This window comes from Serpentinimonas maccroryi, assembly GCF_000828915.1.
In the GTDB taxonomy this organism is placed as follows: Bacteria; Pseudomonadota; Gammaproteobacteria; order Burkholderiales; family Burkholderiaceae_C; genus Serpentinimonas; species Serpentinimonas maccroryi.
Genome location: NZ_AP014569.1, coordinates 96,704 through 121,835, shown reverse-complemented (window position 1 = coordinate 121,835; position 25,132 = coordinate 96,704). Strand labels below are relative to the sequence as shown.

23 protein-coding genes are annotated in these 25,132 nt (G+C 66.6%); 15 read left to right on the top strand and 8 right to left on the bottom strand.

All coding sequences use genetic code 11. The features are described from left to right. Positions 1–100: 100 nt before the first annotated feature. Both SMCB_RS00570 and SMCB_RS00565 read left to right on the top strand, forming a co-directional pair. Positions 101–721 (top strand): DUF502 domain-containing protein, encoded by a 621-nt coding sequence (locus tag SMCB_RS00570; RefSeq protein WP_045534309.1) that lies wholly within the window; start codon positions 101–103, stop codon positions 719–721. After that, the gene (locus tag SMCB_RS00565) at positions 718–3,390 is read left to right on the top strand and encodes a bifunctional acetate--CoA ligase family protein/GNAT family N-acetyltransferase (RefSeq protein WP_045537291.1); all 2,673 of its coding nucleotides are present in this window, start codon (positions 718–720) and stop codon (positions 3,388–3,390) included. The genes SMCB_RS00570 and SMCB_RS00565 overlap by 4 nt, the downstream gene beginning before the upstream one ends. An 86-nt stretch (positions 3,391–3,476) precedes the next feature. Here SMCB_RS00565 and SMCB_RS00560 read toward each other — a convergent pair whose 3' ends face one another. Further along, the gene (locus SMCB_RS00560) at positions 3,477–3,944 is read right to left on the bottom strand and encodes a CopD family protein (protein ID WP_045534307.1); all 468 of its coding nucleotides are present in this window, start codon (positions 3,942–3,944) and stop codon (positions 3,477–3,479) included. Positions 3,945–4,229: 285 nt separating this feature from the next. Here SMCB_RS00560 and SMCB_RS00555 point away from each other — a divergent pair, with 285 nt between their 5' ends. Both SMCB_RS00555 and SMCB_RS00550 read left to right on the top strand, forming a co-directional pair. Next, a complete protein-coding gene (locus tag SMCB_RS00555; protein WP_045534302.1) occupies positions 4,230–4,784 on the top strand; it encodes a phasin family protein in 555 nt (184 codons plus the stop codon). A 239-nt stretch (positions 4,785–5,023) separates the two neighbouring features. Beyond that, complete coding sequence (locus SMCB_RS00550) at positions 5,024–5,875, top strand: 3-hydroxybutyryl-CoA dehydrogenase (protein WP_045534301.1); 852 nt, start codon at positions 5,024–5,026, stop codon at positions 5,873–5,875. Here SMCB_RS00550 and moaC read toward each other — a convergent pair. Further along, on the bottom strand, positions 5,869–6,381 hold the full coding sequence (gene moaC / locus SMCB_RS00545; RefSeq protein WP_045534300.1) for a cyclic pyranopterin monophosphate synthase MoaC: 513 nt from the start codon (positions 6,379–6,381) through the stop codon (positions 5,869–5,871). The two genes, SMCB_RS00550 and moaC, sit on opposite strands and share 7 nt — an antisense overlap. 91 nt (positions 6,382–6,472) lie before the next feature. Here moaC and SMCB_RS00540 point away from each other — a divergent pair, with 91 nt between their 5' ends. Next, positions 6,473–8,068: a M48 family metalloprotease gene (locus SMCB_RS00540; RefSeq protein WP_045534298.1), complete on the top strand. Its 1,596-nt coding sequence runs from the start codon at positions 6,473–6,475 to the stop codon at positions 8,066–8,068. Here SMCB_RS00540 and mobA read toward each other — a convergent pair whose 3' ends face one another. The 5 genes from mobA to SMCB_RS00515 form a co-directional block, all read right to left on the bottom strand. Next, on the bottom strand, positions 8,069–8,791 hold the full coding sequence (mobA, locus tag SMCB_RS00535) for a molybdenum cofactor guanylyltransferase MobA (protein WP_045534297.1): 723 nt from the start codon (positions 8,789–8,791) through the stop codon (positions 8,069–8,071). Between the two features lie 9 nt (positions 8,792–8,800). Next, a complete protein-coding gene (locus SMCB_RS00530; RefSeq protein ID WP_045534294.1) occupies positions 8,801–9,421 on the bottom strand; it encodes a nitroreductase family protein in 621 nt (206 codons plus the stop codon). A 60-nt stretch (positions 9,422–9,481) separates the two neighbouring features. Further along, positions 9,482–9,796: a P-II family nitrogen regulator gene (locus SMCB_RS00525; RefSeq protein ID WP_034111286.1), complete on the bottom strand. Its 315-nt coding sequence runs from the start codon at positions 9,794–9,796 to the stop codon at positions 9,482–9,484. A 20-nt stretch (positions 9,797–9,816) separates the two neighbouring features. Next, entirely contained in the window at positions 9,817–10,821 is a 1,005-nt protein-coding gene (locus tag SMCB_RS00520; protein WP_045534291.1) for a sodium-dependent bicarbonate transport family permease, read from the bottom strand. A 118-nt stretch (positions 10,822–10,939) separates the two neighbouring features. Then, the gene (locus SMCB_RS00515) at positions 10,940–12,292 is read right to left on the bottom strand and encodes an MFS transporter (protein WP_045534290.1); all 1,353 of its coding nucleotides are present in this window, start codon (positions 12,290–12,292) and stop codon (positions 10,940–10,942) included. A gap of 482 nt (positions 12,293–12,774) precedes the next feature. Here SMCB_RS00515 and fdhD point away from each other — a divergent pair, with 482 nt between their 5' ends. Genes fdhD through SMCB_RS00490 form a run of 6 tightly spaced genes read left to right on the top strand, consistent with a single transcriptional unit; the run spans position 12,775 to position 18,859 of the window. Continuing rightward, entirely contained in the window at positions 12,775–13,620 is an 846-nt protein-coding gene (gene fdhD, locus SMCB_RS00510) for a formate dehydrogenase accessory sulfurtransferase FdhD (protein WP_045530218.1), read from the top strand. Between the two features lie 13 nt (positions 13,621–13,633). Next, on the top strand, positions 13,634–14,152 hold the full coding sequence (locus tag SMCB_RS00505; protein WP_082027136.1) for a formate dehydrogenase subunit gamma: 519 nt from the start codon (positions 13,634–13,636) through the stop codon (positions 14,150–14,152). Beyond that, entirely contained in the window at positions 14,149–15,723 is a 1,575-nt protein-coding gene (locus SMCB_RS00500; RefSeq protein WP_045534289.1) for an NADH-ubiquinone oxidoreductase-F iron-sulfur binding region domain-containing protein, read from the top strand. The genes SMCB_RS00505 and SMCB_RS00500 overlap by 4 nt, the downstream gene beginning before the upstream one ends. Then, positions 15,713–16,447, top strand: coding sequence for a 2Fe-2S iron-sulfur cluster-binding protein (locus SMCB_RS13260; RefSeq protein WP_420834896.1), 735 nt, complete (start codon positions 15,713–15,715; stop codon positions 16,445–16,447). The genes SMCB_RS00500 and SMCB_RS13260 overlap by 11 nt, the downstream gene beginning before the upstream one ends. After that, positions 16,425–18,560: a formate dehydrogenase subunit alpha gene (gene fdhF / locus SMCB_RS00495; protein WP_052468346.1), complete on the top strand. Its 2,136-nt coding sequence runs from the start codon at positions 16,425–16,427 to the stop codon at positions 18,558–18,560. The genes SMCB_RS13260 and fdhF overlap by 23 nt, the downstream gene beginning before the upstream one ends. Continuing rightward, positions 18,557–18,859 carry a formate dehydrogenase subunit delta gene (locus SMCB_RS00490; RefSeq protein ID WP_034111576.1) on the top strand — a complete coding sequence of 101 codons (303 nt, stop codon included), beginning with the start codon at positions 18,557–18,559 and terminating at the stop codon, positions 18,857–18,859. Before fdhF ends, SMCB_RS00490 begins: the two co-directional genes overlap by 4 nt. A 37-nt stretch (positions 18,860–18,896) precedes the next feature. Here SMCB_RS00490 and SMCB_RS00485 read toward each other — a convergent pair whose 3' ends face one another. Then, complete coding sequence (locus SMCB_RS00485) at positions 18,897–20,177, bottom strand: NnrS family protein (RefSeq protein WP_045534288.1); 1,281 nt, start codon at positions 20,175–20,177, stop codon at positions 18,897–18,899. 176 nt (positions 20,178–20,353) lie between these two features. Between SMCB_RS00485 and SMCB_RS00480 the strand changes: the two genes are divergently transcribed. From SMCB_RS00480 to SMCB_RS00465, 4 genes are all read left to right on the top strand, one after another. Then, positions 20,354–22,240, top strand: a complete 1,887-nt coding sequence (locus SMCB_RS00480; protein ID WP_034111578.1) for a type IV pili methyl-accepting chemotaxis transducer N-terminal domain-containing protein — start codon at positions 20,354–20,356, stop codon at positions 22,238–22,240. Continuing rightward, on the top strand, positions 22,237–22,971 hold the full coding sequence (locus SMCB_RS00475; protein WP_045534287.1) for a response regulator: 735 nt from the start codon (positions 22,237–22,239) through the stop codon (positions 22,969–22,971). The genes SMCB_RS00480 and SMCB_RS00475 overlap by 4 nt, the downstream gene beginning before the upstream one ends. Before the next feature lie 333 nt (positions 22,972–23,304). Further along, complete coding sequence (locus SMCB_RS00470; RefSeq protein WP_231851265.1) at positions 23,305–24,534, top strand: MFS transporter; 1,230 nt, start codon at positions 23,305–23,307, stop codon at positions 24,532–24,534. Positions 24,535–24,653: 119 nt separating this feature from the next. Beyond that, complete coding sequence (locus SMCB_RS00465) at positions 24,654–25,124, top strand: universal stress protein (protein ID WP_045534281.1); 471 nt, start codon at positions 24,654–24,656, stop codon at positions 25,122–25,124. The last annotated feature ends 8 nt before the right edge of the window (positions 25,125–25,132 follow it).

The following is a 25,132-nucleotide window of genomic DNA, read 5'->3' as shown; positions in this document are numbered from 1 at the left end:
ACCCGACCGCGTGCCATCGACACCGGCTTGCAATCATCGCGCACAATCGGCTCTGCTGCATGAAACTGTCATGCTTGCGGCTTTCAACCGAGCGCCTCACATGGATTCCACCCGCCCGACCGCCCTCGTCAAACGCCTGCCGCAGTACTTTCTGCGCGGCCTGATCACCATTTTGCCGCTGTTGCTCACCGTTTATCTGCTGTTTGCCTTGGTGGCATGGTCGGAGTCGCTGGCTTCCTACCTGATTCGCCCGCTGCTGGGCAGCCTCTACCTCCCCGGTTTGGGGCTGCTGGTGGCCATCGGCATCATCATTCTGACCGGCTACCTGATCTCGCGCCAAGACACATCGCGCCTGCTCAACTGGGTCGAGCTGCCCTTCACCAACATCCCGGTGGTGCGCAGCATCTACAACTCACTCAAAAGCTTTGCCGACTATTTTTCACCGCAAAGCCCCGGCGAAACCACGCAGCAGGTGGTGATTGTGCGCTGGCCCGAGCAGCCGCTCGAAGTGGTGGGCTTGGTCACGCGCAACCACGTCGCCGGCCTGCCCACCGGTTTTTTGCAGGGCGACCGGGTGGCGGTCTATTTGCCCATGGGCTACATGATCGGCGGCTACACTGTGTTCGTTCCGCGCGCTTGGCTGACACCGATCGACATGAGCGTCGAAGAAGCCATGCGCTCGGCCCTGATCGCTTGGATGCCACCGCGCAAACCACCATGATGACCCGCCATTTGCACGCCTTGCTAGCCCCGCGCAGCGTCGCGGTTTTTGGGGCCTCGGACCGGCCACAGCGCGACGGCACCGCGATCTGGAACCGGCTTGCGGCCGAGTTCAAGGGCACGCTGCATGCCGTCAACCCGCGCCTGCGCCAGCTGGGCGCGCACAAGGTCTGGCACAGCGTGGCCGAGTTGCCGCAAACGCCCGATCTGGCCGTGATCTGCACCCCAGCGGCGACCGTACCCAGCCTGATCGGTGCCTTGGGCGCGCGCGGCTGCAAGGCGGCGGTGGTGGTGAGCACGGGCTTGAGCGCGGCGCAAAAGCAGGCCATGCTGGCGGCGGCCCAGCCCTACGCGCTGCGCATCCTCGGCCCCGACTGCACCGGCCTGCTGGTGCCCCACCTGGGGCTCAACATCAGCCTGACGCAGGTGGGCGCACAACCCGGGTCGGTGGCTTTCGTGTCGCAGTCGGCGGCGCTGGTCACCGCCATGATGGACTGGGCCAGTTCGCGCCAGATCGGCTTTTCGCACTTCATTGCCCTGGGCGAGCACGCCGACGTCGATTTTGCCGACGTGCTCGACTACCTCGCCAGCGATGCGCGCACGCGCGCCATCATGCTCTACGTCGAGACGCTGGACGAGCCGCGCAAATTTTTGTCCGCCGCGCGGGTGGCGGCGCGCAACAAACCGCTGATCGTGGTCAAGGGCGGGCGCTCGGGCCAGGGCCAGCAGGCCGCCTCGACGCACAGCGCGGCACTGGCCGGCAGCGACCGCGTCTTTGACGCCGCCGTGTCGCGCGCCGGCATGTTGCGCGTGTTCCGGCTGCAGCACCTGTTCATGGCGGCCGAGCTGCTGGCGCGCTTTCGCGACAACCGCAGCGAACAGCTGATCGTGCTCACCAACGGCGGCGGGGCCGGCGTGCTGGCCGCCGACGCCGCCGACTACGCCCGCGTGCAGCTGGCGCCCCTGAGCCCCGAGCGCATCGCCGAGCTCGACGCGGTGCTGCCCGTCGGCTGGTCGCGCGCCAACCCGGTGGACATCGGCGGCGATGCGCCACCGCAGCGCTACCTCGACGCCCTGCGCATCCTGCTGCGCGAGCGCGACTGCGCCGTGCTGCTGGTGCACGCCCCCACCGGCCACGTGCCCAGCCTCGACATCGCCCAGGCGCTGCTGCCGCTGGCGAGCGAAAAACCGGTGCGCGTGCTTGGCTGCTGGCTGGGCACGCAGGCCGTGGCCGAGGCCAGCGCGCTGTTTCGTGCTGCCGGCATCCCCGACTACGACACCCCGGAAGACGCGGTGCGCGCCTTCGCCTCGCTGCGCCTGCACCGGCACCACCAGATCGACCTGATGGAGACCCCGCCCGCTGCGCCGCTGCACAGCCGCATGGACTTGCCCGGCATCCGCGAACTGGTCGAGTTCGTGCTGGCCGACGGGCGCGAGTGGCTCACCGAGCCCGAAACCAAAGAACTGCTCAAACGCGCCGGCTTGCCGGTCACGCCCACCCGGGTCGTGCCCCCCGAACCCGAGGCGGCCGTCTATGCTGCCGGCACGCTGGGCTTTCCGGTGGCGCTCAAGATTTTGTCGCACGACATCACGCACAAGTCCGATGTCGGTGGCGTGCGCCTGAACCTGCACAACGCCGCCGAAGTGGAGCAAGCGGCGCGCTCGATGCTCGAGCGCGTGTTGCAACTCCTGCCGCAGGCGCGCATCGAAGGCTTCACCGTGCAGCCCATGGTGCGGCGCCAGCACGCGCATGAGCTGATCATCGGTGCGCGCATCGACCCGCTGTTTGGCCCGGTGATGGTGTTCGGGCAAGGCGGCGTCGCCGTCGAGGTGCTGTCGGACCGCTCGGTGGCGCTGCCGCCGCTCAACGGCAAGCTGGCGCGCTCGCTGGTCGAGCGCACCCGCGTGGCGCGGCTGCTGCAGGGCTACCGCAACGTGCCCGCGGCCAAGCTGGAGGCGCTCATCGACGCCCTGGTGGCGGTGTCGCAGCTGCTGGCCGAGGTGCCCGAAATCGCCGAACTCGACATCAACCCGCTGCTGCTCAACCCCGAGGGCGCGCTGGTGCTCGATGCGCGGCTACGCCTGAGCCGCGAGCGCCCGGCCGGAGCGGCCAACTTTGCCATCCGACCCTACCCGCTCGAGCTGATCGAAACCCTGCCCTTTGCCGACGGCCGCACGCTCACGCTGCGCCCGATCCGGCCCGAGGACGAGGGGCTGCTGGAGCGCTTTTTTGAGCAACTCGACCCCGAAGACATCCGCCTGCGCCTGTTCTACAGCCGGCGCAGCTTCGAGCACAGCGAGTTGGCGCGCATGACGCAGATCGACTACGAGCGCGAGATGGCCTTCATCGCCACCCTGCCCCTGCCCGACGGCAGCGAGGAGATGATCGGCGACGTGCGCGGCCTAGGCGACCCCGACAACCTCGAGGCCGAATTCGGCGTGCTGGTGCGCTCCGACATGAAGGGGCACCGGCTGGGTTGGATTCTGATGGACAAACTGATCCGCTACCTGCGCGCCCACGGCACCCAGCGCATCGTGGGCGCGGTGCTGCGCGAAAACGACGGCATGCTGGGGCTGGGGCGCAAGCTCGGCTTTCACATCAGCGTGCACCCCGAAGACCCGGATCTGCGCCACCTCGAGCTGCCGCTGCAGACCGCCCAACGCGCCTAAAGCCAGACGCTCTGAGGGCACGTTGCGGGTGGGTTCTGGAGGCGGCTGGTTGTAGCCTGCTGCCCAAGGGGCAGCGGGTTCAGCGCTTAGTTGAGCAGCGTAAAGCCGACGATGAACACGCCGATGGCCAAGTTCACCAGCACCCAAGTGCGCACTTTGTCCATCACCGCCGCGGCGGCTGGCCAGTCTTTGGCTTGCACCGCTTTGTCGCAGCGCTTAAAGAGGGCAAAGCGGATGTGGCCGACGATCAGCAGCATCAGAACGCCCAAAGTAGACATCACTTTCCAGTCCAGCGGCATGGTGAAGCTGCCCCCGCCCTCGGAAGCGGCGCGCGCCACGTTGCCGATCATCCACAACCCGGTAAACAGCGCGACCAGCGACACCGCCACCACCGCGTTGGCAAAGCGCCGCATGACCTCGTGCATGATCGGCAGGCGCACCGACGGTTCGAGCGTGGCCAGCGCCGGGCGCAAGAAGAACATGGCAAACACCATGCCGCCCAGCCAAACGATGATGGCCAGCAGGTGCACGGTTTTGAGGGAGGCGTAGAGCATAAAGATCCTGTGAGGTTGAGGTTGAGAGGCTGCGATTCGACACCGCCCAGCGGCAGAGTTCCCTTTGACTGTGGCACAAGCCGGTCGGGCACGTGCTCTGAGGGTTTTTGGGGGTTTTTGTTGCACCGCAACAAAAAAGACTTGCAAAGCGCGCCACAGCCCCTATACTTCGTTTCATGTTGCAGCGCAGCAAATCCGGGCTGACACGGTTTTGAAGCAAACGCGCGCTACAGTTTTCGAACTGTCAGATCTTTTGCCCTCACCCTTTTTTTAAGGAACCCTGCCATGTTGACCGTTGAACAAATCCTCGCCGCCCAAAAAGCCCAAGTCTCCACCCTGTTTGATCTGAGCAGCAAGGCGCTGGCCAGCGTCGAGCGCCTGAACGAGCTGAACCTGCAAGCCGCCCGCGCTTCGCTGTCGGAAAGCGCCAGCCACGCCCAAGCCGTGCTGGGTGCCAAAGACCTGCAAGACGTGGTCGCCCTGCAAAGCGCCGCACTGCAACCCCTGGCCGAAAAAGCCGCTTCCTACAGCCGCCACCTGTACGAAATCGCCACCGGCATGGGCGCCGAGCTGAGCAAAGTCGCCGAAGCCCAAGCCTCGGACGCGCAAAAGCAGTTCGTCGCCGCCGTGGACAGCGCCGTGAAAAACGCGCCCCAGGGTTCGGAGTCGGCCGTGGCTGCCGTGAAAAGCGCCGTCTCGACCGCCAGCGCCGCCATGGAATTGGTGCAAAAAGGCGTCAAGCAAGCCACCGAGCTGGCCGAAGCCAACTTCAACGCCGTCACCAGCACCGCTGCTGCCAGCGCCAAACCGGCTGCCCGTTCCAGCAAATCGGCTGCCTGATCTATCGGTTGCCTGATCGGCACCGATCTGCTCCCCACCTAGGCCGGATGATTTCCGTGCCTTGGTGAGGTGGCCCCAAAGCCCCGAGTGCGTCACCGCCCTCGGGGCTTTGGCTTTGGGCGCGCGGCATGGCGCCAAAGGGACGCGCTGGCGCCACCGAATTGTCATGCTCGGGGAGCGCGCAACGGCATAATGACCCTATTGCCAACCGCCTTATCCAACCCTTCAGGAGAGCACACATGAGCGAAATCCACACCGTCGGCATCCTTGGCGCCGGCACCATGGGCCACGGCATCGCGCAGGTCTGCGCGCTCAACGGCGTCGCGGTCGTGATGGTTGACATCAACGCCGCTGCGGTGCAAAAAGGCTTGGCCGCCGTCACCAGCAACCTCGATCGCTTGCTGAAAAAAGAAAAAATCAGCGCCGCCGACAAAGACGCCGCGCTGGCGCGCATCCAGGTCGGCACCGACTACGCCGCGCTGCAAGGGGCGCAACTGGTGATCGAAGCCGCCACCGAAAACCTCGAGCTCAAGCTCAGCATCCTGCGCCAGCTCGACGCGCTGCTGCCGGCCGAAACCGTGGTCGCCACCAACACCAGCTCGATCAGCATCACCCAGCTGGCGGCCTTGAGCGGGCGGCCCGAGCGCTTCATTGGCATGCACTTTTTCAACCCGGTGCCGATGATGGCGCTGGTCGAGCTCATCCGTGGCCTGCAGACCAGCGACGCCACCCATGCCGCCGTGCATGCGCTCGCGCTCAAGCTCGGCAAAACGCCGATCACGGTCAAAAACGCGCCCGGTTTTGTCGTCAACCGGGTGCTGATCCCGATGATCAACGAGGCCTTTTTTGTGCTCGCCGAAGGGCTGGCCAGCGCCGAAGACATCGACTCGGGCATGAAACTGGGCTGCAACCACCCCATTGGGCCACTGGCGCTGGCCGACCTGATCGGGCTCGACGTCTGCTTGGCGGTGATGAACGTCTTTGTGTCCGAGTTCAACGACAGCAAATACCGCCCCTGCCCGCTGCTCAAAGAACTGGTGGCCGCCGGCCGCTTGGGCCGCAAGAGCGGGCGCGGCGTGTTTAGCTACTGAACCTCTGCGGCGGGCCGGTCTGGGGCCCGGTAGTCGCCCGAGCGCCCGCCGGCTTTGTGCAGCAGGCGCACGCCGGTGATCTCCATGCCCCGGTCCACCGCCTTGCACATGTCGTAGATCGTCAGCAGCGCCACTTGCACGGCAGTGAGCGCTTCCATCTCGACCCCGGTCGGCCCCACCGTCTCGGCGCGGGCGGTGCAGCGCACGGCCGGCCCTTCGGCCAAGAGCTCGAAATCGAGCCCGACGTGGCTCAGCGCCACCGGGTGGCACAGTGGGATGAGATCGCTGGTTTTTTTGGCCGCCATGATGCCGGCCAGCCGCGCCACGCCCAACACATCGCCTTTTTTCGCGCTGCCGGCCTCGATCAACCCCAAGGTGGCCGCTTCGAGCCGGATCAGGCCCTGAGCCACCGCCACGCGGTGGCTGGCCGGCTTGGCCCCCACATCGACCATGTGGGCTTGGCCTTGGGAGTCGAAATGGGTTAAATGGGTTGATGGCTCGGACATGTTCTGGCGGCAAGAGGGGTGGTGCAGGGGCCTGGAGGGCTGGCGACGACGGATGGAGCGCACTTTTGCGCCATGCTGGCATCATACGGCCATGAGAACGAACCTGTTGCAACGCTGCCGCCCATGGTTGTTGGTCTTGGGGCTGGCGGTGCTGGTGCTGCCTGCAGCCACGCTACCCACTGCGGCGGCCACCCCCAATTTGCCCGCCTTGGGCGGCGCCAGCGCGCTGTCGTTGGCGCAGGAGCGGCGCTTGGGCGACGAAATCGCGCGCTCGCTCTACCGCAGCCCCGACTTCATCGACGACCCGCTGCTGCACGACTACCTGCAAAGCATTTGGCAGCCGCTGATGCAAGCGGCCCAGCGCCGCGGCGAAGTCTCGCCCGAGCTGGCCGAGCGCTTTGCCTGGGAGCTGCTGTTCAGCCGCGAGCGCAGCGTCAACGCCTTTGCCCTGCCGGGTGGCTACTTGGGCCTGCACTTGGGGCTGCTGGCCATCAGCACCAGCGCCGACGAAATCGCCGCCGTGCTGGCGCACGAGCTGGCGCATGTGTCGCAGCGCCACATCGCGCGCCGCATCGAGCACGGCCAGCAGCAAACGCCGTGGGTGATCGGGGCCATGATTTTGGGTGCGCTGGCCGCCAACGCCGCGCGCAACGCCGACATCGCCAACGCCGCCATGGCCGGCGGGCAAGCGGTGGCGCTGCAAGGTCAGCTCGCGTTTTCGCGCGACATGGAGCGCGAGGCCGACCGCGTGGGGCTGGACATCATGGCCGAAGCCGGCTTCGATGGCCGCGGTTTTGTCACCCTGTTCAGCAAACTGCAAGCCGCTGCGCGGCTCAACGACGGCGGGTCCTTCCCCTACCTGCGCACCCACCCCATGACCGCCGAGCGCAGCGCCGACATCGAAGCACGGTTGCACGATCTGGGGCCGGCGCGCCAAGCCCAAAGCCCGGTACCGGCGCCGGTGCACGCGCTCATGGCCGCGCGGGCGCGTGTGCTGTCTGAAACCGGCAGCGATCGGCTGCAAGCCTTGGCCGCCACCCTGCGCGCGTCCAGCGCTGGGCGGTCAGCCAGCCACTTGCCAACGGCCCTAGAGAATGAGGAACTGGGCCGCCTCTACGCCGCCACCTTGGCTGCGGCGCGGTTGCGCGAACCGGCGCTGGCGCTGCACGGCTTGCAGCGCTTGCAGGCGCTGGCCCCCACCGAACCCGCCACCCAAGAGAAGTTGCGCTGGTTGCAGCTGGAGCTGTTGCTGCTGCTGCCAGCGCAGGCGCTGCCCCTGGCACAACAGCAACAGCTCGGCACCCTGCTGCAAGCCGCGCTGCAATCAGATCGCCGGGCTGCGCTGCTGCTCGGGGCCCAAGCCAGCTTGCAGCACGGCACCGAACTGCAGCGGCTGGCGATCGCGCGCCTTCAAGCGCGCACCAGCTTGCACCCCAACGACGCCTTGGCTTGGCAAACCCTGGCCGGGCTGCATCTGGCGCAGCAGCAGCCCGTGCGCGCCGCCCGCGCCGAAGCCGAGGCCCGGCTGGCCCTGCTCGACGCCCCCGGCGCCCTGGAGCGGTTGCGCGCCGCGCGCCGGTTGGGACAGGCACCGGGTGCCGCCGATCACATCGAGCAGTCGATCATCGATGCGCGGCTGCGCCACGTTGAAGAAGTGGCGCGCTTGCAGGCATTGCCCTGGCAATGATCACCCCGGCGCCGGTTGCGGTGCCATCGGTCGGTCCAACGGGAGGCCGGCCCCCGCGCCGAGCGCGGCCAGCTGCGCCTCCAACTCGCGCAGCTCCTGCGGCGTATTCAGGTTGCGAAAAGCCAGCGGGTTGTCGGTGGGGGCATCGAAGGGCACCACGGCGCAACGCTGCGTGCGCGCCCACGCCTGCACCTTGCCGCCCCCTTGGGCGATGTAATCGAGCAGACTGGGGCGCAGACTGGCGCGCATCAGACAAAAAACCGGTTGCCAGCGCAGGGTTCCGCACTCATCGGGCGCAGCGGCGAGCGCCATGTCGGCCTGTTCCTGCAGCAGGGCGTGGTGCAAGCGCCGCAGCAGATCGAGCGGAAACAACGGCACATCGCAGGGCACCGTGAGCAGCAAAGGCGTGCGGCAGTGCTGCAAACCGGCGGCAAAACCCGCCAACGGGCCGGCAAAATGCCCCACCGGATCCGGCCACACCGGCAGCCCGAAGGCGGCGTAGTCGGCCCATTCGCGGTTGGCATTGATCGCCAGTTGCAGCGGCCCGGCTCCAGCATCGGCGCCATCGGTGACTTGCGCGCGCAAGCGCTGCAGCGCCCACTGCACCAGCGGCACCCCTTGCAAGCGCACCAGCCCCTTGTCCACCCCGCCCATGCGGCTGCCGCGCCCGCCAGCCAGCACCAAGGCCGTCACGGGCCAGTTTGCATCAGAGGCCAAGGTCATTGCGGCGCGTCAGCTTGGAGTCGGCGCAGCCAAGCGGCTAAAGTAAGCGTCCACGGCGGGCCGCTCGCGCACTGCCCGGGGCTGCACCACATGGCCGATGTTGACAAAGCACAGCGCCATTTCATCGTCGGCCAAGCCAAACAAACGCCGCAGCGGGGCCGATTGCAACGCTTGGCCGCTGGTGAGGCTCGAGCCCAAGCCCAGCGCGCTGGCTTGCAGCAGCATGTTTTGCAAGGCCGCGCCGGCCGACAACAGGCGCTCGTGATCGGGGATTTGGGGAATCTCGGCCCCCGCAGCATTCAGGCGCAGCAGCGCCAGCAGCAGCCAAGGCGCGCGCTGCGCTTTGTCGGCGGCCTGCGCCAGTTGCTCGGCGCTGGCTTGGGGGTCGCGCTCCAGCAAGGCCGCCGCAAAAGCCGCCCCCAAGCGCGCGCGCTGCGCCAGCGGCACCTCAATCAGGCGCCACGGCAAAATGCGCCCATGGTCGGGCCCGGCCGCCGCCGCCGCCAAGATCAGCTGCTGCTGCGCCGCGTCGGGCCCCGGCGCGCACAGGCGCCTAGGCGAGGTGCTGTGTCGGCCCTGTATCAGGGCTTGGGCCCAGTGCCCATGGTCGCTGGCGGTGCGGTCTTGCATCGAAGCTGGTTTGGATTTTGTCGCCGTCGCTGGACCGCGCAGGGCACGCTAGGGTGCCCGTCAGAACTGGCTTGTACGCGCCACTTCGACGTCTTCCACGTACGAGATACCGGAGTAGTTGCCGAAATAGGTCGACACCACCCCATCGATGATCTTTTGCGCCACCTCGGGCCTGGCGGTGATGAATTCGATCTTGACGTTGCTAAAAATCTCACCATGCCCACTCAGGGCGTCGGAGCGCACACCGCGGTGCCCTTGTCCGTTGGCGTACACCGCCGTGTAACCGGTGGCCCCGGCTGCCATGGCCAGCGTCACCACCTTGTCGAGCAAAATCTTTTCGGTGACCACCACCACCTTCTTGGCCTTGTTCAGCATTTCTGTACCCAAAATCCTTATCATAGGTCAAAAACCCAGCGCCCGAGGATCAAGAACAAGGGGATGCAGATGGCGATCGCCACCGGCGTGCCGATGCCGGTCGATGAGCCGATGTACGACGACGGGTTGGCCGTGGGGATGCCGGCGCGCAGCGTGGGCGGGCCCGAGATGTCGGAACTGGACGCAGCGATGATCGCCAGCAAGATCACGCCCCCGGGGCTGAAACCCACCAGCACGTGCGCCACGTAACCCAAACCAAATGCAATCAAACCGTGCACGATCGGCATCACGAAGGCGTAGGCGATGTACCAATGCGCGACCTTGCGCAATTCGTTCAGGCGCTGATAGGCCTCGATGCCCATGGTGATCATCAACACCGTCAATAGGCCACGAAACAGCAGGTCGTAAAAGCCTTCAAATACCGCCTCGGGGCGCGTAAACAGCCCGATCGCCACACCCAGCAGCATGGCCGACAGCGCTGGGCCTTGCAGGCTTTCTTTGACGATGGGCCAAATCGCCACCCGCTTGGTGGAGCCGTCCTTTTTGCTCAAGTACATATTGGCCAATACGATGGCCAGCACCAGCGCCGGAATATCCATGAACGGATACAAAGCCGGCACCCAGGCTTCGAAATAAATGCCTTCGTCTTCGAGCATAAACATGGCCGCAGCCATGGTGGACGCACTGACGGCGCCAAATAGGCCTGCGGTGGCCAGGGCATCGTCTTTTTTTACGCCATTCATGCGCGCCAAGGTCAACCAACCCAATACCACGATCGTCATGCCGATTACGGCGCTGAACAAGGCCGGCAACAGCATGGCGCCGATGTCGCCGCCGCGTATTTCCATGCCGCCCTGAATGCCGATGCGCATCAGCAGCATGAAAACGCAGAAGCGGTAGATGGCGTCTGGAATATCGAGCTTGCTGCCCAATGCCGCCGCCAACATACCCCCCAGCAAAAACGCCAGCGTGGGGGTTTGGAACTGGGTCAGGAAGGTGTGGAAAAATTCGAGCAAAACATCCATGGACAGCGCCTCACCTCAGGCCGTTGATCAAGCGGCTGCCCTTTGGTGCGCCGCGCGCGCGCCCACCACTGCACGGCTTGCAGTGGTGGGCGCGGCTCTTGAGTGTAACCGTGGGGGCTCAGGCCGCCACATCGGTACGCGGAGCAGGCGCCGCACCCGGGCGCTTGAGGTGTTCCTGGCCGCTCTTAGGCACCAGGAAAAAGGCCAGCACCAGCGCCACGGTGGCGGTGGCGGCCGCGCTCAGGAAGGCCATGTCGTAGCTGCCGGTTTGGGTGCGCACCATGCCGCCCACCATCGGCCCGAAGAAGCCGCCGCCGCCAAAGCCGATCAAATACACCAAGCCGTAGATGCGCGCGACGTAGGTGGAGCCAAAGAAGGCCGTGGTCAGGATCGGGTTCAGGGCCAGTATGCCGCCAAAGGCAAAGCCGGTGAGCCCAGCAGCCACGAACATCACGGTCGGCGTGGCGGCGATGCTCAGGGTCAGCATGGCGGCGATCATGAGGCAGATCACGATCATGTAGGCGTTGCGGATGCCGATGATGTCGGAGATGGCGCCCCAAGTCGGGCGCCCCGCGCCATTGAAGATGGCCATGGTCATCACCACCAAGCCGGCGGCGGCGGCGGCCATGCCGATGCCGGTCGGCTGGGCGTCGCGGGCAAAGGCCGCCAGTTGCGAAACCGCCATCAGGCCACCAAAGATGCTCAGGAAGAACATGGCTCCGGTGAGCCACATCTGCGGTGTGCGTGCGGCCTCGGCGAAGGTTAGGTCGTTCGGGTTGATGGCGACCTCGTTTTTGCCACGGGCGGCAGCGGCGGTGGCATCGTCCATGGGCTCCCAGCCGCGGCCGGGCACGAAATGCCAGTCGGCGGGTGGAAAGCGCAGTACCGTGCCGATGATGAATAGACCGATTGCAAACACGGCCCCAGTCCACATATAGGTTTCACGCCAGCCGATGGCGGCGATGCTGGCGGTCCAGACCGGCCCCGCCACCGCCGCCCCCAAACCAAAACCCAGCACCGCAAAGCCGATCGCCGTGCCCTTTTTGTCCGGGAACCAGCGCGAGCTCACCGCCACCGTGGCCGCGGTGTAAGTCAGGCCCAAACCGATGCCGCCGACCACGCCAAAGGTCAGCACCAGTTCAACCACGGTGTCGATTTGCGCCGAAAGAATCTGCGACGTGGCCAAAAAGGCCGCGCCCACAAAGAACACGATTTTTGGGCCGTATTTGTCCACGAAATAACCGCCGACGAACATCAGAATGCCAAACACGAACATGGCGGTGGAAAAGGCGGCAACGGTTTCGGCGCGGGTCCAGCCGAATTCGGCTTCGAGCGGGCGCACAAACACGCTAAAGGCATAGGCGGCGCCACCGATCAAGGTGGTGAGCGCGCCCAATAGGGGAAAGATCCAGCGGTTTTTAACCAGATCGATACCCAGCCAGGTGGGGGCCGGGGAGGCGTTGGATTTCATTGTGTCTCCTCAAGTGGATGGCGCTGTTCAGGTTAGGCATGGACAAGTGAGCTGATGCCCCTCAGTTCGCCTACCACATCTGATTGAAAAAAACCTTGTGATTCAGGGACTTGCTGGTATTCATCAAGCACCCATCAACACTTAACCCGAACAGCGACAAGTGGATGGATCAGCAAGACCAGAGCTTAAACGCGCCGCTGGGCTTGCCCTGCGGACGTGCGAATATATGCCCTAGAAGCATCAAAAACACACTAGGGAAAGTCCCAATCTATTTAATCGGAACTAAAGTTCTCAGAAAAGAAATATATAAGCTTTTTCTGAATTTTTCGCGACTTCCAGGTCATTTGCATCCGCACTGCAAGCCAATCTTGTTGACGCTTTCGCGACCCTACAAAAGACACACAACACGGCAGGTTTTTTTATTGGATAAAATCCGCGAATACAAGCTTTGGTTTTTGAATGCGTTAATTAGGGTTTCCCCCATGAGCTATTCTAGTGCAAGCACTCAACCGGTCTGGTGTTGGCGCGACGGCACGCGCCGGGCTGCGCTGGACGAACTGGCCGAGGAAATCCCCGTGGCCATCGAATACAACGCCACGCCTTTCGCGGTGATGATGGCCAGCCCGGCCGACCTAGACGATCTGGCGCTCGGCTTCACCCTCAGCGAAGGCATTGCACGGCAGGATCAATACGAATCCGTGCAGACCTGGGTGGGCAGCAGCAGTGCGCGCTTGGCGATCGAGATCGCCACACCGGCGCTGGAGCCTTTGCTGGCGCTGCGCCAGCGCAACCTGGTGGGGCGCAGCGGCTGCGGCCTGTGCGGCACCGAAAGCCTGCCCGGCGTGCTGCGGCCGCTGCCCGATTTGCGCGGTCGCGGCCCGCGCTTGGGTACCGAGGCCATCGAGCGCGCGCTGACCGAGCTGGAGCCGCTGCAAGCGCTGCGCAACCGCACCGGGGCCACGCATGCCGCCGCCTGGTGCCAGCCTGACGGCCGCATCTGCTGCGTGCGCGAAGACGTGGGGCGCCACAACGCGCTGGACAAACTCATCGGCGCCCTGGCCGCGCGCGGCACCGACCCGGCCAGCGGCTTTGCCCTGGTGAGCAGCCGCGCCAGTTTCGAGATGGTGCAAAAGGCCGCCACCTTTGGCATCACGGTGCTGGTGGCGGTGTCGGCACCCACCAAGCTCGGCGTCAGCTTGGCCAACCAGTGCGGCCAGACCCTGATCGGCTTTGCCCGTGGCCGCTCGTTCACCGCCTACAGCGCGGCCGGGCGCATCGCCGCGCTCGAACCCATTTACACCTCCCTCACCGCCCCCATCGACAACTAGCCCAAGGAGACGCATGAGCACCCTACCAAGCCCCGCGGCCGCGCCAGCCGCACCCCATCCCGACCAAGCGGCGCCCGACAAGCTGACTCCGCTGCTCGAGCGCTGGCGCAAGGTGCCCGGCGGCCTGCTGCCGCTGCTGCACGAGGTGCAAGCCGCCTTCGGTTACGTGCCCTCCAGCACCGTGCCGCGCATCGCGCGTGCCTTGGGGCTCTCGCGCGCCGAGGTGCACGGCGTCATCAGCTTCTATCACGATTTTCGCAGCCAACCGCCGGCGCAGCACCGGTTGCGCGTCTGCCAAGCCGAATCGTGCCAGGCCATGGGCAGCCAAGCGCTCACCACCGCGCTCGAGCAGCGCCTGGGCTGCAAGCTCGACCAGCCCCGCGCCGATGGCACCTGGGCGCTCGAATCGGTCTATTGCCTCGGGCTGTGCGCGGCCTCGCCGGCGCTGATGCTCGATGGCCAACTGCACGCCCGGGTCGGGCTGGAGCAAGCCCAGGCCCTGATCCAGCACACCGAGGAGCAGCGCGCATGAGCCCCACTGTCTATGTACCCAACGATTCGGTGGCGCTGGCGCTGGGTGCCGACGCGCTCGCCGCCGCCTTGCAGCTGCACGCTCTGCGCCGCGGCAGCCCGTTGCGGCTGGTGCGCAACAGCAGCCGCGGCCTATACAGCCACGAGCCGCTGCTCGAAGTCGATACGCCCGCTGGGCGCGTGGGCTACGCCCGCGTCAGCGCCGAGCAGGTGCCGGCGCTGTTCGACGCCGACTTTCTGCATGGCGGCGCGCACCCGAGCTGCATCGGGCTGGTCGAGCGCCTCGACTGGTTGCAGCGCCAAGAGCGCCTGACCTTTGCCCGCGCCGGCCTGACCGACCCGCTGTGCCTAGACGACTACGCGCGCCACGGCGGCTGGGCCGGGCTGCTGCGCGCGCTCGAGCTGGGCCCAGCTGCCACGGTGGAAGAAATCGCGCAATCGGGCTTGCGCGGGCGCGGCGGCGCGGCTTTTCCAGCCGGCATCAAGTGGCGCACCGTGGCGGCACAAACGGCAGCGCCCAAATACGTGGTCTGCAACGCCGACGAGGGCGACTCGGGCACCTACGCCGACCGCATGGCGATCGAGGGCGACCCCTACCAGCTGATCGAGGGCATGGCCATCGCCGCTTATGCCGTCGGCGCCAGCTCGGGCTACGTCTATCTGCGCTCGGAATACCCGCACGCCATCGCCACCTTCAAGCAGGCACTGGAGCGCGCACGCGCCGCCGGCTGGCTGGGCGCGCGCGTGGCCGGCAGCAGCTTTGCCTTTGACATCGAGCTGCGCGTGGGCGCCGGCGCCTACATCTGCGGCGAAGAGAGCTCCTTGCTCGAAAGCCTGGAGGGCAAACGCGGCCTCGTGCGCGCGCGCCCGCCGCTGCCCGCTGTGCGCGGCCTGTTTGGCCAGCCCACGCTGGTGCACAACGTCATCAGCTTGGCCACCGTGCCGGTGATCGTGGCGCGCGGCGCCGCCTTTTACGCCAACTACGGCGCCGGGCGCTCGCGCGGCACGCTGCCCATCCAACTCGCTGGCAACCTGCGCACCCCGGGCCTGGTCGAGAAGGCCTTTGGCGTCAGCCTGCGCGAGCTGATCGAGGACTTTGGCGGCGGCACCGCCAGTGGCCGGCCAGTCAAGGCGGTGCAGATCGGCGGCCCGCTCGGTGCCTATCTGAGCGCGGCCGAGCTCGACCTGCCGCTCGACTACGAAACGCTGGCGCAGCATCAGGCCATGGTCGGCCACGGCGGCATCGTGGTCTTTGACGACCGCGCCGACATGGCCGCACTGGCGCGCTATGCCATGCACTTCACTGCCATCGAGAGCTGCGGCAAGTGCACGCCGTGCCGCATCGGCGCCGTGCGCGGGCGCGAGCTGATCGAACGCATGCAGCACGCGCCCGCACAGGCCGCCGAACGGGCGGCCGAACTCGAAGCGCTGTGCGACCTCATGGAACACGCCTCGTTGTGCGCGCTCGGCGGCATGACCCCCTACCCGGTGCGCTCGGCGATCCGGTTGTTCCCGGCCGACTTCGGCCTGCCCCGCCCCAACCCAGCCAAGGAGAGCGCCCATGTGGAGTGAACTGCGCCGGCTCAAAGCCGATACCGACTACGGCACACCACCGCGCGACGGCGCCCCGGTGGCCCTAGAGATCGATGGCGTGGCGGTCACGGTGCCTGCGGGCAGCTCGGTGCTGCTGGCGGCCACCGAGGCCGGCTCGCAGGTGCCCAAGCTGTGCGCCTGCGACACGCTCGAGCCCTTTGGCAGCTGCCGCGTCTGCTTGGTGGAGATCGAGGGCAAGCGCGGCTACCCGGCCAGCTGCACCACCCCGGTGGAAGCGGGCATGGTGGTGCGCACCGCCACGCCGCGGCTGCAGGCGCTGCGCCGCGGTGTGCTGGAGCTGTACCTGTCCGACTTTCCGGCCGACGAAATCGCGGGCGGCTGGAGCGAATTCCACCAAACCCTAGAGCAAGTGGGTGTGCGCAGCCACCCCTACGGCCACAACGGGGCCAGCCACGCCGGGGCGCCAGTCGATCAGTCCAACCCCTACTTTTTGTTCGACCCGGCCAAGTGCATTGTCTGCAGCCGCTGCGTGCGCGCTTGCGAAGAAATCCAGGGCACCTTTGCCCTGGCCCTGCAAGGGCGCGGCTTCGACACCCAAGTCGTGGCCGGGCAGAACCAGCCCTTTTTCGAATCCGACTGCGTCAGCTGCGGTGCCTGTGTGCAGAGCTGCCCGAGCCAAGCCCTAGTTGAAAAAAGCCTTTTTGATGGAGCCAACGATCATGCCACTGCCACTGCAACCTGAACGCAGCGTCGTCACCGTCTGCGCCTACTGCGGCGTGGGCTGCGCCCTCGAGGCGCAAACCCGAGCCGGCCGCATCGTGCGCATGCTGCCTTGGAAAGAGGGCAAATCGAACCACGGCCACAGCTGCGTCAAAGGCCGCTTTGCCTACAACTACTACAACGACCCGGACCGGGTGCGCACGCCGCTCATCCGCGATTCGATCGACGAACCTTGGCGCGAAGCCTCGTGGGACGAGGCCATCGCCTTTGCCGCCGCCGGCCTGCGCGGGGTGCAGCAGCGCCACGGTGTGCGCTCGATCGGCGCGGTCTCGAGCTCGCGCTGCACCAACGAAGAAATCTACCTGACGCAAAAACTGGCGCGGGCCGTGTTTGGCAACAACAACATCGACAACTGCGCGCGCATCTGCCACTCCCCGACCCAGTTTGGCCTCTCGGCCACCATCGGCGCGGGCGCGGCCAGCCAGCATTTCGACTCGATCTTGCAAGCCGACGTGATTTTGGTGGTGGGAGCCAACCCCACCGAGGGGCACCCGGTGTTTGGCTCGCTGCTCAAGCGCCGCGTGCGCCAAGGCGCCACGCTGCTGGTGATCGACCCGCGGCGCACCGAAACCGTGTCGTCGCCGCACTGCCAGGCCACGGTGCATCTGGCGCTGCGCCCGGGCACCAATGTGCTTGTGCTCAACAGCGTGGCGCACGTGATCGTGACCGAAGGCCTGTACCGCGAAGCCTTTGTGCGCGAGCGCTGCGAGTGGCCCGAGTTCGAGCGCTGGCAGGCGCTGGTATCCGACCCGCGCTACGCCCCCGAAGTCGCCGGCCCCGAGGCCGGGCTCGACCCCGAGGCCATCCGCACGCTGGCGCGGCGCTATGCCGCCGGCCCCAACTCGGCCATCTACTACGGCCTGGGCGTGACCGAGCATTCGCAAGGCTCGACCGGCGTCATGTGCTTGGGCAACCTGGCGCTGGCCTGCGGCATGCTGGGCCGCGAAGGCGTGGGCGTCAACCCCTTGCGCGGGCAGGGCAACGTGCAGGGCGGCAGCTGCTTGGGCAGCTGGCCACACGTCTATTCGGGCTATCGCTTCGTCTCCGACCCCGAGGTGCGCGCCAGCTTCGAAGCCGGTTGGGGCGTGGCCCTAGACCCCGAGCCGGGTCTGCGCCTGCCCAATATGTTTGACGCCGCCGTGGGCGGCGACTTTCGCGGCATGTTCATCATGGGCGAAGACCCGGTGCAGAGCGACCCGAACCAGAACCACGTCATCGCCGCCATGCGCAACATGGAGTTTGTGGTGCTGCAAGACCTGTACCGCAACGAAACCTCAAAGTACGCGCACGTGCTGCTGCCGGGCAGCTCCGCGCTCGAAAAAGACGGCACCTTCACCAACGCCGAGCGCCGCGTCAGTCGGGTGCGCCAGGTGGTGCCGCCGCTGGCCGGCCTGCAAGACTGGGAGGTCGTGGTGCGGCTGATGAACGCCATGGGCTACGCCACCCAGTACCGCGACGCCGGCGAGGTGCTGCTGGAGCTGGCAAGCCTCACCCCCGCCTACAGCGGCCTGTCGTTCGAGCTGCTCGAGCGCGTCGGCTCGGCGCAGTGGCCGGTCGATGCCAAGGCGCCCGAGGGCACCGAGGTGCTGCACCTCGAGCGCTTCCCGCGCGCCAACGGCTTGGGCACCTTCATGCTCACCGGCTACGTGCCCACCACCGAGCGCAGCAGCGAGCGCTACCCGCTGCTGCTCACCACCGGCCGCATCCTCACGCAATACAACGCCGGCACCCAGACCCGGCGCAGCGCCAACAGCCAATGGCACCCCGAAGACGTGCTCGAAATCAGCGCCGCCGACGCCATCGCGCGCGGCATCCGCGACGGCGAGCAGGTGCAAGTGAGCAGCCGCTTTGGCAGCACGCAGCTCAAGGCGGTGTATTCGCAGCGCGTCAACCCGGGCGTGGTCTATACCACCTTCCACCACGCCGAGTCGCGCGTCAACGCGCTCACCTCAGACCGCTCCGACTGGGCCACCAACTGCCCCGAGTACAAGGTCACGGCGGTCGAGGTGCTGCGCGTCGCCGCGCCGGCGGGCGTGAGCGCTGCCAGCACCCAAGCCAGCGAGGTGCTGGCATGAGCAGCCCCGCGCACCTCCACGCCCCACCCAGCGCCGAGCCGGCCGTGATGGAGCTCGAGCGCCTGCTGACCATGGCCGGGCAGATCGGCGATTTCTTTGCCCCCTACCCGCCCGAGCGCGCCGCCGAGGGCGTGCGCAACCACCTGCGTAGCTACTGGGAGCCGCGCATGCGCGCGGCGCTGCTGGCGCACATCGAAGCCGGCGCCCACGGCCTAGCGCCCCAAGTGGTGGCCGGCGCGCGCCTGCTGCAAGACGAGGCTGCGGCAAAAAAAAGCTACTACGGGCCGCCCAAGGCTTGAGGCTGGTGCGGGGGGCGGGCGTGAGCCATGCTGCCCCTCAGCCCGGCCGACCATCGATGCGCGGCAAGCCGTACCAGCGCAGCATGCGCAGCGCCCACGGCAGCAGTGCCAGCGTCCAGAGCAGCGCGGCGGCCAGCGTCAGGCCCAGCAGGTAGCGCAGATCGACCAAGTCCGACACCACCCGCAGCACCGTGGCCAGCTGCAGCAACCAAAACAGGCTCCACACCAGCCGGTCGGCCACCAGCAAGCGCCCGCTGTGCCCGCACGAGACCCGGGTCACCATCGCCAGCAACAGCGAACCCATGAAACCCATGGTGATGGCGTGCATGGCCCCCAGCGTCCAAGGCGCATCGCCCGAGAGCAGCATCCAGAAGTGGCCGATCGAATCGATCAAAAACGCCAGCCCGAGCCACAAAAAACCGATGTGCAGCATCGCCAGCAACCGAATGCGCAGGCTCTGCACCAACCCCCAGACAAAGGCCAGCCCCAGCAGCACCATGCCCGAGACCAACAACCAAAAGCTGCCCAGCGCCGCCCACAGGCGCAGCTCCCATTCCAGCCACTCGACCCAGACCATGAGCAGGCGCAGCGCGATCGCCAGCAGCAAAAACAGCAGCACCCAGAGCGGGCGCCAGATGCTGATCATGGGCAAGGCGCTGGAGGTGAAGAACGGGATCATGCGGTGCGCCACCGTCACATAGACCACCACCACAAAGCCCCACAAGCCACTGGTCAGCCACGCCCGCGCCAGCGAGGGCTGGTCCCAAGCCAGCGCCAGCAACATACCGGCCAAGCACAGCAGCCCTAGGCCCCAAGCGCCAGCGATCAGGCGCGCGTGCACCTGATCGGCCACCCGGCTTTGGCGCAGCATGGCGAGCAAATGCCACAGGCCCGCGCACAGCCCCAGCCACGCTAGGGCACCCCCAACCAAGGCAACCGTGCCGCCCAATTGCGCTCCCAGCAGCCACAGGCACCACCCCAACCCCTGCAGCCACAGCCCGGGCGCGATCTGGCGCGCCGTCGGCCCCTCGATGCCGAGCCAGCGCGGCCCGGCGGTGTACAAAAACCCCAGAAAAAACAGCGGCACGAAGCCATAGGTCATGACCGCGCCATGAACCAGACTCGGGTACCAGACCAGCGGCCACACCAGCGCCTCGGGCAGCCAGGCGCTGCGCACCAGCTGCACGTTGAGCCACCACAGGCTCGACAAAATCAGCAGCACGCACGCCAGCGCAAAGGCCAGCCGGTGCGGCGCCCAGTACAGGGCGCGCCAACTCCAGCGCGCTGGCGCAGCAGCAGGTGGGGGCGGCGCGTTCATGGCAAATAATCGATGCACATCACGCGCCATCATGGCACCCAGACCGACACGGCGCCATCCTTCTGCGGCCGGGCCTGTGCCGTGCAAGAGGAGGATGCTGCGGGTTGCGCCCTAGTTCTTTGGAACTAGAACCCAGGGCGGCCCCAGCGGCGACAATAGCCCCCGAGTACGCCCCTATGATGCCCAAACGCCGACTTTCGACCCAGTTTTTGGTGCTGGGCTTGGCGCTGCTGGGTTTGGCGCTGGTCTCCATCGCCTCCACCATGTGGGTCACGCGCAAGCTCGACGGCGGCGCCGCCGCCGTGAACGAAGCCGGGCGCTTGCGCATGCAAGCCTGGCGCCTGCTGAGCGCCGAACTGGCGCAGCACGACCTGCAGGCGCGCGCCGTGCTGGTGCAGGAGTTCGAGCACAGCTTGGATTTGCTGCGCCGGGGCGACCCGCAACGCCCCCTGCTCGTGCCTTGGAACGCCGCCACCCGGGCCAAGTTTGAAGCCTTGCAGACCTCTTGGCTGCAGCTGCGTCCGGTGCTATCGGGCGCATACGGCCCAGCGCTCGGCCATGGGCAATTGGTCACCGAGGTCGATGCCTTCGTCGATGAGGTGGACCTGTTGGTGCTGGCGATCGAACGCGTATTGGTGCGCTTTGGCGCCCTCTTGACCCTGTTTCAGTTCGTGATGATGGCGCTGGCGGTCGCTGGGGCGATCTTGGCGCTCTACATGGGTCATTTGTACGTCGCCTTCCCCGTGCGCCGCCTGATCGAGGCCCAGAACCGGGTGCAAGCGGGCGAGTTCGGCGCGCGCATTCCGCCCGAGGCGCACGACGAGTTCAACCAGCTCGCCGCCGGCTTCAACCACATGACCCAGACCTTGGGCGAGCTCTACCAAGGGCTGGAGCGCCGGGTCGAAAACAAGACGCGCGACCTGCGCGCCGAGCGCGAGCGCCTGCGCGTGTTGTACGAAGTCAGCAGCTTTCTGATCGACGCCCGCTCGATGGACGAAATCACGCGCGGATTTGCCCAGCGCGTGCGCGCCTTCAGCCAGGCCGATGGCCTGGCCCTGCGCTGGACCGACCCGGCCAACCAGCGCTACCTGATGCTGGGCAGCGAGGCCCTGCCGCCCGAACTGGTCGAGGGCGAACACTGCATCGAGGCCGGCGCCTGCGCCTGCGGCCAGTTGCCCGAGCAGGCGCGCACACGCGTGATACCCATCGTCAGCGCCACCGACGCGCGCTTGGGCAACTGCGCCAAGGCCGGCTTTGTCAGCCTGATCACGGTACCGATTCGGGTCCAGGAGCGTTTGCTGGGCGAGATCGACCTGTTCTTTCGCCACCCGGCCACCCTGACCGAGGCCGACCGCGCGCTCTACGAAGCCTTAGCCAGCCAACTGGCCGCCGCCCTCGAACACCTGCGCAACACCGCCCTGCTGCGCGAAGCTGCGGTGAGCGAGGAGCGCACCCTGCTGGCGCGCGAACTGCACGACTCGATCGCCCAGTCGCTGGCTTTCCTCAAGATCCAGGTCACGTTGCTGCGCCAGGCCTTGCAGCGCGCCGACACGCAGCTGGTGCAGCAGGCACTGGAGGAAATCGACGCCGGCGTGCGCGAGAGCACCAGCGACGTGCGCGAACTGCTGGTGCACTTTCGCACCCGCACCAACAGCGACGACATGGCGCAGGCCCTGCGCGCCACCCTGAGCAAGTTCGAGCACCAAAGCGGCATCAAAACCGAGCTCGAGCTGCAGGGCCAGGCGATCGAGCTGCCCTCCGACGTGCAGCTGCAGGTGCTGCATGTGCTGCAGGAAGCCTTGTCGAACGTGCGCAAGCACGCCCACGCCAACCGGGTCTGGCTCAGCGTCGAACGCGGCCCAGTGTGGCGCTTCAAGGTGCGCGACGACGGCTGCGGCTTCGAGCCCAAGCCACCCGCTGCCGACGACACCCACGTCGGTTTGCATATCATGCGCGAACGCGCCGAGCGCATCGGCGCCCGGGTGCAGATCGAATCGCGCCCGGCGCACGGCACCGAAGTCTGCCTCGAACTCCCAACCGCCACTCAAAGCAACGCCGCATGAACCCAGCCCCCACCCCGCCCATCCGCCTGCTGGTGGTCGATGACCACAACCTGTTTAGACGCGGCCTGATCGCGCTGCTGGCGCAGGATGCGCGCTTTGAAGTCGTGGGCGAGGCCGCCGACGCCTCGCAAGCCCTGCAGGTGCTGGGCCAGCAGCGCCCCGATCTGGTCTTGCTCGACAACCACATGCCGGGTGTGCTCGGGGTGCAGGCCATTGCCGACCTCAAGCGCGCCCAGCCGGGCGTGCGCGTGCTCATGCTGACGGTGAGCGAAAACGTCGAAGACCTGGCCGCCGGGCTGCGCGCCGGTGCCGACGGCTACTTGGTCAAGACCATCAACACCGACGCCCTGTGCGACTCGATCCAGCGCGTCTGGGACGGCGACTCGGTCATCAGCCCCGAGATGATGGGCAAACTGGTCGGGCTTTTGCGCCACCCCCCCGACACCCCATCCGCTGCTCCAGCCAACCCGGCCGCTGACTCCGCGCCGGCGGCGGCGCGCAGCCAAGCGCTGCACGCGCTCAACCCCAAAGACCCGATCCACACCCTGTCGCCGCGCGAAAGCGAAATCCTAAAGCTCATCGCCAAGGGCGACAGCAACAAGCACATCGCGCGCGCGCTGGGCATCGCCGAGACCACGGTCAAAATCCACGTCCAGCACATTTTGCGCAAGCTCAACCTGAGCAACCGCGTCCACGCCGCCGTCTATGCCAGCGAGCGCGGGCTGAGCTAGCGCTGCGCCCTGCTCCTGCACCCGATCTACTCCCAACGGCCAGGGTAGGCATGCCCCGGGGTCGGCCATGCGGCAGGGGCGCCCGACATCATTGAGCAGGATGGGCAAAGCGGGCGGCAGCGGACACAGTGCGGGTTGCGGGCCCACTCAACGCTGCATCCTAGGCAAGCAGCCACCCGTGCCCGCTCCCCAGCCCAACGGAGCCCAAACCATGCCCACCCACCCACCCCGCACGAGGGCCACCCCATGAACCCGCGCCCAGTTCACGTTCAGGCGCAGACGCAGACGCACAGCGGCACCGGCCTCAGGCGCAAGCAATTGTCGGTGGCGATCATGAGCACGCTCGCCTTTACGGTCTGCTTCATGGTCTGGATGATGTTTGGCGTCATCGGTGTGCCGATCAAGCAAGAGCTGCAACTGAGCGCGACCGAGTTCGGCCTGCTCACCGCCACCCCGGTGCTCACCGGCGCGCTGATCCGGATTCCGCTCGGCATGTGGACCGACAAGTTCGGCGGGCGCATCGTCTTTTTCCTGCTCATGCTCTCGACCGTGGTGCCGATCTGGCTCATCAGCCACGCCACCGAGTTTTGGCAATTCTTGGTGCTCGGGCTGTTCGTCGGCCTGGCCGGTGGTTCGTTCTCGGTCGGCACGCCCTACGTGGCGCGCTGGTTCGAGCCGCGCAACCAGGGCTTTGCCATGGGCGTGTTTGGCGCCGGCAACATGGGCGCGGGGCTGGGCAAACTGGTGGCACCCAGCCTGCTGGTGGCTTTTGGCTGGATTTTCGTGCCGCAGGTCTATGCGCTGTCGATGCTGGCCATGGCCTTGCTGTTTTGGTTCCTGACCTACAGCGACCCGCAGCACAAAGTCGATGCGCGCATCACCTGGCGCGAGCAACTGCAGGCGCTCAAAGACCCCACGGTCTGGAAATACTGCCAGTACTACTCGGTGGTGCTCGGTGGTTACGTCGCGCTGTCGCTGTGGATGGTGCAGTACTACGTGGGCGAGTTCGGCCTCGATATCCGCATCGCCGCCTTGCTGGCCTCGGTGTTTTCGCTCTCCGGCGGCGTGCTGCGCGGCGTCGGTGGCTGGCTGTCGGACCGCTACGGCGCCCACCGCACCACCTGGTGGGTGATGTGGGTGAGCTGGGTCTGTTTGTTCCTGCTCTCGTACCCGGCCACCACCTACACCATCCAAACTGCAGGCGGCCCCGTCACCTTCACGCTCGCGCACAACGTCTGGAGCTTCACGGTGCTGATGTTCGTGCTCGGCATTGCCTGGGCTTTTGGCAAGGCATCGGTGTGCAAATACATCGCCGACGATTACCCGAGCAACATCGGCGTCATCATGGGCATCGTCGGCTGCATCGGCGCGCTCGGCGGCTTCGTGCTGCCGATCATGTTCGGCATGCTGCAAGACCTGACCGGCGTGCGCTCGACCGCCTTCATGCTGCTGTTTGGCGTGGTCTGGGTGTCGCTGATCTGGATGTACTGGACCGAAGTGCGCAACTCGGATTACCTCAAGCGCCCCAAAGCCCACACCCCCGCGCCCGCCACCGCACCCTAGTTCTTCGGCACAACACCCCAGGCGCCCTTCGGGAGAATGGGCAAAACCCTGCCAAAGCGGCAGAGTTGATGCCCAACCCCGGCCGCTTTATGGCCGTGGCTTAACCCGAGGGGAATCTTATGGAAGTGATGTTGGCCTACGACCACTCACGCAATGCCCGCATTGCGCTTGAGGCCGTGAAAAAAATGTTTCTCATGGCGCGCGAACTGCCCCGCGTCACCTTGGTCACCGTGATCGAGGAGCCCGGCAGCAACGCCAACTCGGGTGACGAGCTGTTCAGCGCCCAGTACCAAGAGCAAAAAGCCGGCACCGAAGCGGCCGCCGCCGAACTGGCCTTGGCCGGCTTTGCGACCCGGGTGCTGGTGGCCGAGGGCGACGCGCGCAAGATGCTGCTGCAAGCCACCGAGCAGCACCGGCCCGACGTGCTGGTGATCGCGCGCCACTCGTACAAGCCCGATGGCAACTTCATCGCCCGGCGCATCGACGCGCTCTTCGACGAGCTCGACCACATGACCTTTGGCACCGTCAGCGCCTTCTTGGCGCGCCGCGCCCAGTGCCCCTTGCTCATCATCCCGACCCAAGAAGGCTAAGGGCCAAC